Source organism: Archangium gephyra (assembly GCF_049060025.1).
Classification (GTDB): domain Bacteria; phylum Myxococcota; class Myxococcia; order Myxococcales; family Myxococcaceae; genus Archangium; species Archangium gephyra_A.
The window spans coordinates 9,570,630-9,585,683 of sequence record NZ_JBMEQQ010000002.1 but is presented as its reverse complement, the minus strand read 5'-3'; the positions used below and the strand labels follow the sequence as shown (position 1 = coordinate 9,585,683).

The following is a 15,054-nucleotide window of genomic DNA, read 5'->3' as shown; positions in this document are numbered from 1 at the left end:
CTCTCCCGGGTCTGTTTACGGAACCTCGACGCGATCGAAGACGCGCTGGATGAGCTTCTCGGTGGTGAGCTCCTCGGCCTCGGCCTCGTAGGTGAGGGCGATGCGGTGGCGGAGCACATCGAAGGCCACGGCCTTGACGTCCTCGGGCGTGACGAAGCCGCGGTGGCGCAGGAAGGCGTGGGCCCGGGAGGCCTGGCTCAGCGCGATGGTGGCGCGCGGGCTGGCCCCGAACTGGATGTAGTCCGCCTGATCCTTCAGGCCGTAGCGGCCCGGCTCGCGCGTGGCGAAGACCACGTTGAGGATGTAGTCCTTCACCTTCTCGTCCATGTAGATCTGCGTGACGAGCTCGCGGGCGTTCACCAGGTGCTGCAGGTCGATGACCTTCTGAGCCTGCGGGGGCTTCCCGCCGCTCATGCGGTCCATGATGACCTTCTCGTCCTCGCGCGTGGGGTAGCCCACCTTCACCTTGAGCATGAAGCGGTCCACCTGCGCCTCGGGCAGCGGGTAGGTGCCCTCCTGCTCGATGGGGTTCTGGGTGGCCAGCACCAGGAAGGGCGAGGGCAGCGGGAAGGACGTGTCACCGATGGTGACCTGGCGCTCCTGCATGGCCTCAAGCAGGGCGGACTGCACCTTGGCGGGGGCGCGGTTGATTTCGTCGGCCAGCAGCACGTTGGCGAAGACGGGGCCCTTGCGGACCGTGAAGTTCGCCGCCTGCTGGTTGTAGATCATCGTGCCCACCACGTCCGCGGGCAGCAGATCCGGGGTGAACTGGATGCGCTGGAAGGACGCGCTGATGCTGTCGGCGATGGTGCGCACCGTGAGCGTCTTGGCGAGGCCCGGCACGCCCTCGAGCAGGACGTGGCCGTTGCACAGGAGGCCGATGAGGATGCGCTCCAGCATGTAGCGCTGGCCGACGATGACCTTGCCGACCTCCTGATTGAGGACCTCGACGAAGCTGCTCTCCTGCTGGACGCGCTCGGTGAGCGCCCGGATGTCCGTGTTCATATGTGCCGTCTCGACTGTCCCTGGAGGAGGCGGGCAGCCTAGGAGGTGTAGGTACGCCGCTCAACAACCCATCACGCCGGACATTCCAGTAATTTCGGGGGTCCATGCCCTCGGAACCGTCCCGGAATGACCCGCAGGAGTACCCCAAACCACATCGGGACGGGGAACGCCAACCTTCTGGAGGGGGCGAGCCCCGTGTCCCGGGGCCGGTGGAGGCCGGGTTGCTGGGGGAGTTGGCTCCGAGGGTGACTTCCCGGGTGTGCCCGCTGCGGGGGGGTGGAGCGCTGCGGCTCCTGGAGGGAGGCGAGGGCCCGGCGGTGGTGCTCCTCCATGGCCGGGGGAACGCGGCGAGCATGTGGTTCCCGCTCCTCCCCGAGCTGGCCCGGGAGCACCGGGTGCTGGCGGTGGATCTGCCGGGCTTCGGGTGCTCGTCGGCGCCGGGCGGGCGGGTGCGGACGGCGGAGGACGGGCTGCGCTTCTTCGTCGAGCCGGTGGAGGAGCTGCTGGCCACACGGGCGCCGGGACCGGTGACGCTGGTGGGGCACTCGCTGGGCGGGCTGGTGTCGCTGGAGTTGGCGCTGCGAGGCCGCGTGCCCGTGGAGCGGCTGGTGCTGGTGGACGCGATGGGGCTGAGCCCGGAGATGGCACGGGATGCCCGGCTGTTCTTCCGCGTGGGCCCGGAGCGGGTGGCTCGCGTGCTGGGGCCGAAGCTCTTCGGCCACATCGCGCCGTTGCCGGACACGCCGCTGAACCGGAGGCTGGAGGCGCTGGGGTACGAGCTGATGACGGTGCCCGGGGGCAGAGCCGAGGCCACGCGGGCCTTCAACACGCTGGTGCCGCTCACGGGCGGCGTGTTCCACCGAGCCGAGCGGCTGGGGGAGGTGAAGCAACCCACCCTGCTCTACTGGGGCGAGCACGACACGATGCTGCCCGTGTCACTCGCCGAGGCCGCGGTGAAGGTCATGCCGGATGCGCGGCTCGTGAGGGTGCCGACGGGGCACAGCCCGCACCTGGAACAAACGGGGAGCGCCATTTTGGGATTGAACACTTTTTTCTCCATTCACTAAAGCATAACGCGCAACCACCAAGAAAACAGAACAGACCAAAGAATTCACACCATGGCATCTAAATCTTCAAACACAGTGCAACACCCCAACCAGTTCATCGAGGGCGTACTCACCGCAATTCATGAACTAATCCCGAGCACAAACGTCAAATGCAGAAACACAACGCTCGCATCCCTCCAAAAAGAACGTGGGTTCAACAAACAAGGGATATCCGGGCATGCGGGAGGAACCCACTCCGACAATCAGTTCACAATATGGATCAACACATCAGGCGAAGAGGCATATACCATTGAAATCTCGCGACCATCAACACCACTCACCCGACGCGAACTAAAAGTCCTTGGAAGGCTTCCAGATGCACTGGCTGGCCTATTAACTCCTGCCCCCTCAAAAAATCTACAATTGGCTCAACGAATCTCTGGACGCCTCTCTCTCGAACATCTACTTATATACAAATTCTTGCGTGGTGGTCACGCCAGCACTTATTGGACACCAGCACTCACTATAACCCAGCTTCAAGAATTAACCTACCGGCGATACGAAGGAACCCTCTGCACGTCCGGGTTCATATACACCTCGCAACCTCAGCTTTATCTACCAAGAATCAAAAACACACCCTACGGCTTCACGCATTTTCCTGAAGCAATCCGCCTAGCACCCACACACTTCAGTAGCCCGGCTTCTTTTCGATACGTAGATGGAAAAAACTCCTTCTACCTCATTGACAATCTACAAAGAATTCACGGAATCATCTCCAATACAACCCCCAAGAATTTCGGCGTCATCGACAGATCTTCACACCTACACATTTCTCCGCTCGTGGAACAAATGCCAGGGCGAGTGTGGGTCACGTATGTCGGTAACAACAGCGATGTAAACATCCACATGTCGGGGGGGATTCATTTTCGCTGGGAGAAGAACCATTGGCATCTACGTGACAAATCCATATTAGAATCCATTTTGGAAGATCACGGATGCTCCAAGGATCTAACATCAACCCTAACCTCCGTCGCATACACGCTTTCCGATCTACGACTGGGTGCCGCCCTACTCATTCCGGACGACGACACACGAATTCCCAAAATCATTGGTGTAATCGATGGTTCGGACCTAGGGAAATCACTTCGAAAATCATTTCTCAATCGCTCATTCCAAGAACTCGTCAGCTCAAACTCAGCACTCGGAATCCTTTCCTCAGATGGGTTAACAACAGTATCAAAATCCGGCATACTCATCGGCTGTGGAGACATTATCGATATCTCTAGCTCTGCTGCTAAGTCTCTAGCCGGTGGAGGACGAACACAAGCAGCAAGGGCAGCAGCAGAATACGGCCTTTCCATTAAGATATCCGAAGATGGCCCTATTTCTGTATTCAAAAATGGGGAACAAATAATTCGCCTATAGATCTATGCGCGTGAGTTCCGCCAGAATCATCGCCCGCGCCGCGTCCGTGCCCAGCACCCGGCCGAAGCCCTCGCCCGCCTCGCGCAACTCGCCGAAGGTGCTGGCCCCATGCGCCCGGCTGGCCATGCTCGCCCAGCCGTCCATCAGCCCCGTGGCGTTTCGTTCCACGTCGACACGCCACGAGGCGGGGCGGGTGCTCCTCGCCCTGAATCAGTAGACAATGAAGTCGCACTTCCCGATGGCAGCCTTGAACACCTCTTCCGTGATGGCCAACCGCTTCGCCTCAGCGGGAGCGTAGTAGCTCAAGGCCATCGTGGAGCGCGGGTGCTTGTAGCGTTTCTCCGGACTCTGATCCAACAGGGATATCAGCGAGCTGCCAAACCCATCCGGCCACTTGAGGTTGCGGAGCTCGTCGGCTCGACGGATAGGATCCAGGAGCGTGAAACACGGCCACTTGGGAAACCGGAGGCTGCGGGGGTCATCCTGAGGCATCCCCTCATATAAGGCCGAAAGCTTCACGGAAAACGAGCTGTTCACAGACGAGTTGGGCGAAGCGCTCAATGAGAGGCCGCAACTGGGCTTCGGGCATATTGGGCAGAGCCTGGTAGTACATGCAGCCCTGGCGGAAGAGGGAGTAGGTGCGCTTCTTGGAGGTGTTGGCTTTGAGGTGGCGCTCCATACCCAGGCTCTCGCCAGCAGCCCCCAGCAGCGTCAGCAGGGCACATGCGAAGGCACTCAGTAGCAGCAGCCTGTCACGCCTGTCCGTCTCCGCGATTCGGAAGGAGGACAGGCCCATGCCAAAGCGCAAATCCTTCACGTCCCTGAAACTCTCCTCGATGGTGAATCTCCCGCTGTAGAGAGTCACCACCTGGGCTCCGGAGGCTCTCCCCCAGGCTGGTTGCCAGACACCAGGGCTCCTTCATGCCCTTCTTCTTCACGCATACCACCGCGGCGACTTCCACCTCATCGGCCGTGACGCGTGCGCCCTTGAGCTTGCGCAGGTGGCCTGAGGTGGGCACCCACTCCGCTGCCGTCCGGCGCTCTCCCTGCGCGCTGGTGACGATGATTCGCTGGCGGAAGCGCACCACGTACTCGAAGCGCAACTGCTCGAGCAGGGCATAGAGTTTCTGGTCCGCGAAGCCCCGGTCGGCCAGAATCGTCACCTTCACCTCGGGCGCAATCAACTCCCGCAGCCGCAGCAGGACGCTGTCTTCGGCGTCATTGCGCATTCCCTTGAGCGCGGACTTGTGGACCGTCAGCCACACCAGGGGCGTGGAGCGCCCGTGTCCTGTGCGCAGCGAGGCCACCAGCGTGGTGTGGTCGTCATCGTCGAAGTCCGTCCAGTCCAAGGCCACCACAGCCTCAGTTCGCTGTCCCATGACGTAGGGCACCCAGAGAGAAAGCAGGTGCCACACGTCCACTCCCGTGTTGGACAGCAACCTGTCCACCTGCTTCACCCCGTGCTTGCCCTTCTTCCCCCTCGCCACTGCCAGCGCCTGCCCGATGGCGTACACCGAGAGGCTCGCGGCGTGGATGACGCCCAGCGTCGCCAGGGAGAGCGACAGGACTCTCTTGGCGTGGAGGTCTTCTCCGAAGAGTCCGGCGAGGAATTCGTGCACCTGCTGTTCGTTGATGGCTTGAGTACCCACTTCTCCGGTAACATCCATGACCCTACTGCTCAAACCATATGGCCAGATACACGCTTCCTCGCCTGCTTGCTAGATGAGGGGATGCCTCAGGGGGTCATCCCCGTGGAAGCGGCAGGCATCCAGGCGGGCCTCGGAGAAGTCGCAATCCTCGATGGATCCCAGTTGGTACTCCGGCGCCTTCCCGTACTCGGGCCAGTGCCCGAAGTCGCACCCCGACAGCCGCCCCTTGAACCGGCAGCCCTTGAGGGAGGCTCTTATCCAGTCCTGATAGTTCTTCAACTCCTGCTTCACCTCGAAAGTACAGTTGATGAACCGGGCCTGATGGAGGCTCAAGCGTCGAGCGGACACCTTCAGCACGAGGGTGCAGTTCTTCAGCGTCAGGTTGGGACCGAGGATGTAGTTGGCCTCTTTATCCGTCAGTTCCAGCCGCTCGTTCTCGATTTCCCGCTCCTCGAAGACGACATTCCCGAGCCAATCCATCGCCGCTCCGTTCAGAAGGTGAGCATCCGGTAGAACTCGCCCGCCATGCGCCTGCCATGGCGTGCGAGGTTCGACGCCGTTCCGGAGAGAATCTCGTACTTGAATCCCCCGGGCGAGGGGTCCTCCACATCGACTCCCCGCGGTTTGAACCGGTAGAGCCGCTCGAACTGTTTTTTCACCGTCTCGTGCACGAAGCGGCCCCGGGCCTCGCGCTCCAACACGTGCGCCAGCCAGTATTCACCCTGGTCCAAGGCGACCTTGATGGCGTCTGCCTCTCTCGGCGAGAGCCGGTGCGGCCCCAGAGCTGGGCCGCACCGGTCACGGCCCTCTGGAGCCTGTCGCCCAGGCTCTGAATCAGTAGACGATGAAGTCGAACTGCTCAATGACGGCTCTGAGCTCTTCCGGTGTGGCCCTGCTCCTCTTGGCGAAATCAGGAGCGAACCAAGTCAGTGCGGATGTGGAAGGCGGGTAGTCGGCGAGATCCTCAATCACAACACGGCCGATACTTCCAGGCCACCGTACGGTGGACAATTGGCGGCTTCTGCCAACAGGGTCCAGGAAGGTGAAGCAGGGCCACTTGGGAAACCGTAGGGTCGTGGTGTCACAACCATGGAAGCGGCAGCCGTCCAGACGCGCCTCGGAGAAGTCGCAGTCCTCGATGGAGCCTAGCTGGTACTCCGGCTCCTTCCCGTACTCGGGCCAGTGCCCGAAGTCGCACCCCGACAGCCGCCCCTTGAAGCGGCAGCCCTTGAGCGAGGCTTTTATCCACTGCTGGTGGTTCTTCAGTTCCTGCTTCACCTCGAAGGTGCAGTCGGTGAACTGTGCCCCAATGATGATGAGGTTCCTGGCTGATACCTTCAGGAGGACGGTGCAGTTGCGCAGGGTCAGGTTGGGTCCAAGAAAATAGACCGAGTCCTTGTCCGTCAGCTCCAACCGCTCGTTCTCAAGCTCCTTGTTCTCGATGATGACATTCATGGACGACCTCATGCGGGTCTTCTTCAGAAGGTAAGCATCCGGAAGAAATCGCCCGCCATCCGGCGACCATGCCGAGAGAGGTTCGACGCCGTTCCGGAGAGAATCTCGTATTTTCGGTTGTTGCTCAGGTCAGTCACGTCGACTCCCTGGGTATTGAACTGAAGTACTCCTCGAAACTGGGCCTTCACCGTCTCGTGCACGAAGCGGCCCCGGGACTCGCGCTCCAGCAGGTGCGCCAACCAGTATTCGCCCTGGTTCAAGGCTTCCTTGATAGCTTGACGCTCTCTGGGCGAGAGCCGGTGTGGCCCCCATTGCTGGGCCGCCTCGGTCACCGCCCTCTGGAGCCTGTCACCCACCTCGTCCACGACGGGGATGTCGTGGAGGGAATAGCCAGGAGGCAGATGCCAGCGCTGCCCGTTGGGTAGAATCACCTGCAGGTTGCCGCCCCGGTGGCGGATGGCGACGATAGCCGAGGAGCCGCCCCCGGAGGACGCCCCGCCGCCCTGCCCCTTCTTGAGCATCACCACCGCCAGGGGGCCGTGCGGGGTGGCCGCCACCGTCTCCACCGCCACCACCGCCCGCGCCAGCGCGCTCTCCTGGGCCGCCATCACCTCCAGCCGCCCCAGCACCGCGGCCCCACCCTGCGCCTGCCACTGGGCACTCGCCAGGCCGTAGCCCGGCAGCGTGCGCACCCTCGCCGCCACCTCCCCCAGCGTGCGCCCGGTGAGTGCGCCCACCGCCAGAATCATCGCCCGCGCCGCGTCCGTGCCCAGCACCCGGCCGAAGCCCTCGCCCGCCTCGCGCAGTTCCGCGAAGGTGCTGGCCTCGTGCGCCCGGGCGGCCATGGTGGCCCAGCCGTCCATCAGCCCCCACAGCATGTCCACGCCCAGCCATGCCACCAGCACGACAGACAGCCCGGCGGCCAGCAGCTTCGTCGTCGGCTCGGGCACCAGCCAGAGGGCCATATAGGTGCCGAGCGCCCACATGCACGAGGCCATCAGCACCTGGGGGCTCAGCTCCCGCCCCAGCGCCGCCTTCGTCTCCTCCAGCACCGAGCCGAACGCCAGGGCCAGCGCCAGCGTGCGCCGGTCCTCGGTGCGCAGGGAGGGCCCGTCGTCGAACAGGCGCAGGCAGTCGCCTCCGCCCCAGGCCCGGGTGCACCACAGCAGGTACTTGTCGCGCAGCTCCGCGTCCGCCTCGGGTGTCAGCCGGTTGTCCTCGTCCACCGGCACCAGCGAGAGCACCTGGCCCTTGTACACCTTGGCCACCCACGTCCCGCTCAACTGCTCCCATTCCGGGTGCTGCTCCACCTGGCCCTTCAGCCACTCGCGCGCGGCCTCGCGCGGGCTCCTGCCGGTGTGTTGCACCTCACGGGCGATGCGCTGCACCGCGCGCTGGAAGTCCACCCGAGCCACCGGTACGGGCCGGGTGGTGCCTCGGCCCGGCTGAAGCACCGCCACCTCATACACCACCGCCCCCTCCAGGCCGGGCTCCGAGGTGGGCGCCTCCCGGGGCTCTGGTGGCGGCGTGAGCGACACGGCGCGCAGGCTCCCCGTCAGCGTGCCGCCCGGAGGGTGGCCCGTCGCACACGCCGAGACGAGGCACAGCACGAGCCACATCCACCCGCGGCGCGGCGACATGCCCGCCGCGGGGTGATGCCTCAGAGGGAGGGACATGCCGCACCGCTTCCTCCAACCGTGGGGGCTGGTGTTGGGGTTTCCGGGAGTACACGGAAACACGGGTGCGACCGTCAAGACGCCAGGTAGGTGGAGTGGTGCAGGACGTGGAGGGTTGGCCGGGGAGGCGCGGGCGTTAGGGGAAGGTGACGTGGCCCAGGGTGACGGTGCGCTTCTGCTCCGTATCCCAGAGCACGAGGGTGTACGTGCCCCGGGCTTCCTCCTCCGAGGCCAGTACCTCCACCACCACGTGGCGCCATCCCTTGGCACCGGGCTCGGTGGGGAGGACCTCCTGCTGCCAGAGGGGCAGCGGCTTCAGCACCTCGCCCTTGGGGCCGCGCAGCACCGCGCCCGCCGCCACCCAGGGCACAGCGCCGGGATTGTCGAGCCATAGGTCCACCGCCACCCGGCCCTCGGCGCGGTAGCTGCGGGCTTCCTTCAAGCGCAGGGCGTTGCTCCTGGCCTCGGTGACGCTCTCCATCAGGTCCTTGAAGGCAATGCGCCCCTCTACCAGCAACCCGGAGGCAAGCACGCCCCTCAACCCCTCGGGTGCGCCGCGCTCCGCGCGCAACTGACGCACCTCCTGCTGGCACTGCCGAGCCTCGGCCTGGGCCGCCTTCTCCCCCTCCCGGAAGGACTCCACCGGGCGGGGCGCACGAAACATCTTCACCTGCGACAGGCCCAGCGCCGGGTGGGCCCGCAGGAGGAAGGTGGCGCACGCGGGGGCCGCGCCGTCCGCGAAGCACACCTCCAGCTCGAAGCGCTCCCCGGCCTCCAGCTTCTCCGGAGGCACCAACATGAGGCTCTGCTGCCCGGGGGCCACGTCCGCGAAGCGCTCCCGCTCCGCCAGCCGCACGGACTCGGGCTGGAGCGCCGTGTCGAAGCGCAGCGTGAGGGGCACGTCCGGGCTGATGCACACCACGGGCGGCTGCACGGGCGGCTCGGCCGTCAGCTCGATGCGGGGGCTCGCCGTCTCACACCCGTCCGGTGCGGACGGCATGGTGGCCTGGGGGGAGGGGGCGAGGAGGGCCAGCGCGAGCAGGCCCACGGGGGACGCGAGGAGCACAGGGAGTCAACCTCCAGAGGAAGGCGAGGCGGGGTGACGCGAGGCGTTGGCCTCTACCACACCTCGCCGGGCCCGTGCCGCCCACGCCTACTCGAAGCGCTCCACCGCCCGGACGGCCTGGGTGGAGAAAACGACGGCGGCGTCAGCGGGCCCGCCAACGTCCTTCCGGTCCACGCCCGGGGGTCCTCCCCATGCACTGGTGCGCCCTACCAGCTCCAGGCACACCGGGTACGTCTTGCCGGTGCGCGTCCGGGCCTGGATGAAGCGCCCGTAGACGCGCTCGGGCCCGAGGTAGAGCCGCCCGGTGAGCTCGCTCCCGGCCAACTGCCCCAGATTGTCCGTCCCCGCCTTGATGGGAACCGACATGGGAGTGGACTCGTGCACGGTGACACGCTGGGCGCTGCCGTCCACGGGGAACTCCGCGGTGGCCGTCTTGCCAATGCGAATGCCCAGCTCCTCCATCGTCTTCACGGCGCCAGGAGGGCAGTCGGCGGCCCGGGGCGGGGGACGCACCACCTGGGGCGTGCTGGTGCAGCCGGAGAGGAGCACGGTGCACAGGCCCACCAGGCACAGCTCCTGACGGGCGGGGACACAGCCCGGCTCCGGGCGTTGCGGCCTGGGGGCGGGCTTCTGCTGGAGATTCGGGCGGGTGTCGTTCTCGCGAGGCATGGCGGCGGAGGGGGGCGCGGGGGATGAGCCGGGGGAAGTGGCCGCGCCCCCTCCAGCTTCGGACGGCCCCTCCGGCGCCGCCACTTCACGGACAAGTCCGGGGTGCGGTGTCGGGGAGCCCGCCCACCCCCCAGGAGGTAGCGGTGCCGCCAGGGGAGCGGGGGCCGGTGGGCGCTCCGCCCCAGCATCCGGGCGGGAGAGCAGGGCCCACGTGCCGGCCAGCACCAGCGCGCCCACCAGCAGCGTCACGGCCAGCACACGCGCCCGCGGGCCCGGGGGCGTCCGGTGGACAGGAGGGGACGGCGGGAGCGCCACGAGGGCAGCGGCGCCCTCCACCTCGTACACCGGGGACTCTGGTGCCAGGGGGACCCCCGGCGCTTCCTGCCGCGCTGCCGCCTCCTGATTCACAGGTGCCTCCTGCTGCGCTGGCACCAGGGCAGCGGCTGGCACCTCCTGCTGCGCTGGCTGGCGCCGGACCTTGCGCCCCCGCCCGCGCCGGGGCATCGCCGCCACCACCTGCCGCAGGAAGCGCTCACGCGAGTCGCGGTCCACCACCTGGCCGGGTATCTCCTCGGTGGTGCGCACCTGGGGGGCGAAGGGGTCCATCAGCGGCACGTCCCAGTCCTCCCCCGCCCCGGCCAGCGCCGCCTCCAGCGCCGCGGCCACCGCATCCATGTCCGCCAGCCTCTCCCCGGGCTCCTTCTCCAGCAGCCACAGGCACACCCGGCTCAGCGCCACCGGTACGCCTGGGTTGTCCTCGTGCGGCGCCAGGGGCGTGCGGGTGCGGATGTCCTTCACCATGAGGGGGTTGCTCATGCTCGAGCCGAAGGGCAGCCTGTCCGTCAGCAGCTCGTACAGGGTGACGCCGAAGGCCCACACCTCGTTGGCCACGCCCGGCCGGTAGCGCGTGCTCTTCTCCGGGTGCTCCGCGAGGAAGCGGTACGCCTCGGGGCTGGTGTACTCGGGCGTGCCCAGCGGCAGCCGCCCCCACCGTGGCAGCGTGGGGCGGCCCTCCAGGTGGCCCACCCCGAAGTCCACCCACACGGGCGCGCCGTCCGCCGTCCTCACCAGCAGGTTGTCCGGCTTCACGTCCCGGTGCAGCACGCCCTGGCGGTGCACCACCGCGAGCGCCCCCGCCGCCTCCCGCATCAGCGTGGCGGCCTCGCGCGCCGAGGGGTTGTGCACCAGGGCATGCCTCAGCAGCGGCAGTCCCTCCACGTACTCCATGACGAGGTAGAAGTAGCCCTCGTCCGGGTAGGGCCAGCGCCCATGGCCCAGCACCCGCACCACGTTGGGGTGTTGGACGTGGCGTAAAATATCCATCTCCAGCTCGCCCCAGGGGTTGTCCGGGTAGTCGCGGAAGAACTTGAGGACACAGGAGCGCCCCGCGCACTCGGCCAGGAAGACATGACTCTGGCCGCCCTCGCCTAGCGGGCCCATCACCCGGTACTGGCCCACCAGCTCCCCGGGCTCGGGCAGCCTGTACACCCGCGCGCTGACTCTCAACAAGGCCCACCTCCGAGGTGAGGAGGCTAACATGACTCGGCGGATTCTCCCGTGGCGGGCAACTCCTCGCGCAGGCCCCATCCAAACCTTCCTCCGAGGACTGGACGAGAAAATCTACTTCTTACGTCATGTGGTGATAGGTTCGTCTCAGACAAGCACCTCCACATCTGGAGACCCTTCATGCAAGTCACCACCTGGTTCATCGCGACAGAAGACGAAGTGGAGGCAATCGAGTCGATCGTCACGACCGAGGAGCACTCCCCGGAGGACTGGACGTACCTCGAGCTCCCGCTCATCGAGATGGAGCTCATGGCCCTCTCCGCCGCGCTCCGGGGCACGGAAGACATCACGGACGAGCGCACCCTGGAGGAGCCGCTCATCTTCCGGGAGGAAGACGGGCTCATCATCGCGCGCGTGGTGGAGCCCTTCATCCAGATGCTGGCCCGTGTGACGGACTCGAACGTGCCCGGGCTCGTCAACGCCTGGGCGGAACGGATGGACCAGGAGAACCACGGCCCGGAGGATCTGCGTGAATTCCTCTCGGAGCTGGTGAAGTTCGCCCGGCAGGCGGTGGAACGCCGCAGCCCGGTGCTGTCGCTCGCGACGTTCTGATGCGGGTTTGAGTCAGGAGTCCGCGCCTGTCACGTCCCTGGGTATCCTCTACTCCCCACCCGGAGGCGTCCATGACCCGCGGATCCAAGACTCCCGAGCAGGACCGTGCCGAGGGCACCGCCCGTCCCCGTGGCTACGAGCAGGTGGACAAGCTCTCCGTCCCCCTCCCCCACGGCACCGAGGTGACGACCCGCGTGGAGCGCGTCGCCGGTGACCGGCACATCCCCCAGGGCGTGGTGGGCCGCGTGGTGCGCGCCCGCGGCGGCGGCTTCGACGTGCAGATCGTCGGCGTGGGCGAGCTCTGGTACGCCCGCGATGAGCTGGTGCCTCGCAAGCCGGGACAGCTCCAGTTCGCGCTCCGGCGCGCCGCCACCTGGGACGCCCTGCGCCCCTGCGTGGTGCTGGAGACCGTGGTGGGCTCGCAGGCCTGGGGCCTTGCCAACGAGGCCTCCGACGTCGACATGCGCGGCGTCTTCGGCCTGCCCCTGCCCTGGCACTTCGGCCTCGCCGACAAGGCGCGCGACCTCGTCAGCGCCGATGGCAGCCACACCTTCTGGGAAGCTCTCCAAGGCCGTGGAGCAGGCCCTCCGCGCCGACCCCAACACCCTGGAGATGCTCTTCGTCCCCAGCGCCCGCGCCTCGGACGAGCTGGGAGAGTGGCTCCTCGCCGAGCGCGAGGCCTTCGTGTCCAAGGCCATCTTCGGCAGCTTCGGCCGGTATGCCATGAGCCAGCTCGACAAGCTCACGCGCAGCCAGCGGCTCGCCGAGCACCGGGACCTGGTACTCGAGTGGCTGTGCGAGGAGCCCGCGCCCGGCCTCGACGAGGTGGCCCGGCGGCTCGCCGCCATCTCCCCGCGCTCCGCTCCCTCGCCCGAGGACGCGCTGCTCGCGGCCAAGACGTACCTCAAGCAGCTCTACCGCTCGCTGTGGGACCAGGGCCTCATCGAGGCCAACGACTTCGCCGCCCTCACCCGCTATGCGCGCGGTGGCGGCCAGCGGCCTCCCAGCGCTCGCGAGCTGCGCCCGAAGAACGCCTACAACCTGCTGCGCCTGGTGGTGCTCGCCACCGGGTGGCTGCGGGAGGGAGTGCCCACCTTCGAAGTCACCGGCACCTACAAGGCGCGCATGTTGGAGATCAAGGCCGGCCGCGTCCCGCTGGAGGAGGTGCTGCGCGACGCCGAGGCCCTCGCACCGGAACTGGAAGAGGCCCACCGCACCAGCAAGCTGCCACAGCTCCCGGATTACGGGCGCGCGGACCGCCTGCTGCGCCGCGTGGGCGAGGAACTCGCGCGGCGCTGGGTGCTCCAGGTACCCGGGCCGCTCGGCCGTGATGCCCCCGCGCCTCCGGCCGTCGAATGGAAGGAGGAAGAGTCATGACCGCTACCCTGATGACGGAGCACCAGACCCGGGTGGCCCATGCCGTGCTCGACGAGGAGTCCACGCGCCGGTGGCACCTCGTCGTGTCGCTCTCGGGCGCGCACGCGTATGGCTTCCCCTCGCCCGACAGTGACCTGGACCTGAAGTGCATCCACGTCACCCCCACCGCCGACCTGCTCCGACTGGAGCAGCGCGGCCCCGTGCCCGCCGAGCGTCTGGAGGTGGTGGACGGCGTCGAGGTGGACTACTCGTCCAACGAGGTCGCCCCCGTGCTGCTCGGCGTCCTCCAGGGCAACGGCAACTACCTGGAGCGGCTGCTCGGGTCCCACTCCCTGCGCGGCTCGCCCGAGTTGGAGGCCGTGCGTCCGTTGGTGCGCGGCGTGCTGTCGCGGCGGCTGCACCGGCACTACCGCGGCTTCGCCCAGGGCCAGTTGCGCGAGTGGGAGAAGACGGGCTTCCGCTCCACCAAGAAGCTCCTCTATGTGCTGCGCACCACGCTCACCGGCACCCACGCGCTGCTCACCGGCGAGGTGGAGACGGACCTCACCGCGCTGATGGACCGCTATGGTTTCGGCGAGGCGGGCGAGCTCGTCGCCTGGAAGCGCCGTGGCGAGCGCAGCGAGCTGCCCGAGCCCCTCTCCGAGCACTGGCGCGGCCAGGTGACGCGGGCCTTCGAGCGGCTCGACTCCGCCCGCGAGCGCTCCGTGCTCCCGGAGGAGCCTCAGGGCACCGAGGCGCTGGAGGCGTGGTTGCTCGAGCTCCGGCGCTCGCGGTTCTGAGACACGGAGGGGAGGACGGGGACGGACACCCTCACCCCGTCCCTCTCAGTTTCTGTTTCAGGTAGTGCTCGCGCTTCGCCTTGGGGAACTTCTCGATGGCGTAGCGCAGCATAGTCCTCGGCATCTCCCGCGCATGCCGGGAGAGGAAGGACTCCTCGCTCGCCAGGTCCCTGTTGCCCACCTCTCGCAGCATCCATCCCACGGCCTTGTGGATGAGGTCGTGCGCGTCGTGGAGCAGCAGCTCCGCCAGCTTCAGCGTGTGCGTGAAGTCTCCCGCCCGGATGAAGGCCAGGGTCGACATGATGGCGATGCGCCGCTCCCACAGTCCCGGCGAGCGCGCGAATTCGTAGAGCAGCGGCGTGAGCTCCGGGTGCTCGAGCAGGTACGCGCCCACGAGCCGGGGCGCCACCGTGTCCACCAGATCCCAGTTGTTCAACCCCGCCAGGTGCTCCCGGCAGAACGCGAAGAGCCGGCCGCGTCCGGCCTCGTCCGCGCGCTCGAATCTCGCCACGAGGATGAGGAAGCCGGTGAGCCGGTGCTCGTGGACCTCACTCCGCAACAGCTCGCCCAGTTGCTCCAGGGGAAGGTCCTTGTGGCGCCGGGCAAGCTTTCGCTGCTCCGGCACGGTCACTCCGAGGAACACGTCTCCCTCGGCGTACTCGCCCGGACCTGTCTTGAAGAATCGTGGGTAGAAAGCGGCCTTCTCGGGGTCGGCCGCCCGCGCCAGCTCGTCCCGGATGGCCTTGGAGGAGGAGGTATTCACAGGTGGAAGTCTGGCGGGGACACGAC

General features: G+C 66.8%; 13 protein-coding genes and 3 pseudogenes. 5 read left to right on the top strand and 11 right to left on the bottom strand.

Features of this window, described 5'->3' with window-relative positions:
- Positions 1–15: 15 nt before the first annotated feature.
- Positions 16–1,005, bottom strand: coding sequence for an AAA family ATPase (locus tag ACN28I_RS41900; protein ID WP_420947480.1), 990 nt, complete (start codon positions 1,003–1,005; stop codon positions 16–18).
- A 245-nt stretch (positions 1,006–1,250) separates the two neighbouring features.
- Here ACN28I_RS41900 and ACN28I_RS41895 point away from each other — a divergent pair, with 245 nt between their 5' ends.
- A complete protein-coding gene (locus tag ACN28I_RS41895) occupies positions 1,251–2,072 on the top strand; it encodes an alpha/beta fold hydrolase (RefSeq protein WP_420947479.1) in 822 nt (273 codons plus the stop codon).
- Positions 2,073–2,123: 51 nt separating this feature from the next.
- Positions 2,124–3,476: a hypothetical protein gene (locus ACN28I_RS41890; protein WP_420947478.1), complete on the top strand. Its 1,353-nt coding sequence runs from the start codon at positions 2,124–2,126 to the stop codon at positions 3,474–3,476.
- Here ACN28I_RS41890 and ACN28I_RS41885 read toward each other — a convergent pair.
- From ACN28I_RS41885 to ACN28I_RS41845, 9 genes and pseudogenes are all read right to left on the bottom strand, one after another.
- Complete coding sequence (locus ACN28I_RS41885; RefSeq protein ID WP_420947477.1) at positions 3,471–3,644, bottom strand: hypothetical protein; 174 nt, start codon at positions 3,642–3,644, stop codon at positions 3,471–3,473. The genes ACN28I_RS41890 and ACN28I_RS41885 overlap by 6 nt on opposite strands.
- A gap of 42 nt (positions 3,645–3,686) precedes the next feature.
- Positions 3,687–3,968 (bottom strand): hypothetical protein, encoded by a 282-nt coding sequence (locus tag ACN28I_RS41880; RefSeq protein ID WP_420947476.1) that lies wholly within the window; start codon positions 3,966–3,968, stop codon positions 3,687–3,689.
- A 4-nt stretch (positions 3,969–3,972) separates the two neighbouring features.
- Positions 3,973–5,125, bottom strand: a pseudogene (locus ACN28I_RS41875) (IS4 family transposase).
- Positions 5,126–5,203: 78 nt separating this feature from the next.
- Positions 5,204–5,605, bottom strand: a pseudogene (locus ACN28I_RS41870) (hypothetical protein); the annotation flags it as partial.
- A gap of 11 nt (positions 5,606–5,616) precedes the next feature.
- The gene (locus ACN28I_RS41865) at positions 5,617–5,856 is read right to left on the bottom strand and encodes a hypothetical protein (protein ID WP_420947475.1); all 240 of its coding nucleotides are present in this window, start codon (positions 5,854–5,856) and stop codon (positions 5,617–5,619) included.
- Positions 5,857–5,959: 103 nt separating this feature from the next.
- Entirely contained in the window at positions 5,960–6,580 is a 621-nt protein-coding gene (locus ACN28I_RS41860; RefSeq protein WP_420947474.1) for a pentapeptide repeat-containing protein, read from the bottom strand.
- A 23-nt stretch (positions 6,581–6,603) separates the two neighbouring features.
- Entirely contained in the window at positions 6,604–8,256 is a 1,653-nt protein-coding gene (locus tag ACN28I_RS41855) for a hypothetical protein (RefSeq protein WP_420947473.1), read from the bottom strand.
- 136 nt (positions 8,257–8,392) lie between these two features.
- A complete protein-coding gene (locus ACN28I_RS41850) occupies positions 8,393–9,322 on the bottom strand; it encodes a DUF2381 family protein (protein WP_420947472.1) in 930 nt (309 codons plus the stop codon).
- Between the two features lie 87 nt (positions 9,323–9,409).
- Complete coding sequence (locus ACN28I_RS41845) at positions 9,410–11,500, bottom strand: serine/threonine protein kinase (protein ID WP_420947471.1); 2,091 nt, start codon at positions 11,498–11,500, stop codon at positions 9,410–9,412.
- A gap of 177 nt (positions 11,501–11,677) precedes the next feature.
- Between ACN28I_RS41845 and ACN28I_RS41840 the strand changes: the two genes are divergently transcribed.
- From ACN28I_RS41840 to ACN28I_RS41830, 3 genes and pseudogenes are all read left to right on the top strand, one after another.
- The gene (locus tag ACN28I_RS41840) at positions 11,678–12,109 is read left to right on the top strand and encodes a hypothetical protein (protein WP_420947470.1); all 432 of its coding nucleotides are present in this window, start codon (positions 11,678–11,680) and stop codon (positions 12,107–12,109) included.
- 71 nt (positions 12,110–12,180) lie between these two features.
- Positions 12,181–13,486 (top strand): annotated as a pseudogene (locus tag ACN28I_RS41835) (DNA polymerase beta superfamily protein).
- Positions 13,483–14,265, top strand: a complete 783-nt coding sequence (locus ACN28I_RS41830; RefSeq protein WP_420947469.1) for a DNA polymerase beta superfamily protein — start codon at positions 13,483–13,485, stop codon at positions 14,263–14,265. The pseudogene ACN28I_RS41835 and the gene ACN28I_RS41830 overlap by 4 nt, the downstream one beginning before the upstream one ends.
- 31 nt (positions 14,266–14,296) lie before the next feature.
- Here the strand turns inward: ACN28I_RS41830 and ACN28I_RS41825 are convergent, their stop codons facing one another.
- Positions 14,297–15,028 carry a DNA alkylation repair protein gene (locus ACN28I_RS41825; protein ID WP_420947468.1) on the bottom strand — a complete coding sequence of 244 codons (732 nt, stop codon included), beginning with the start codon at positions 15,026–15,028 and terminating at the stop codon, positions 14,297–14,299.
- Positions 15,029–15,054 lie beyond the last annotated feature (26 nt).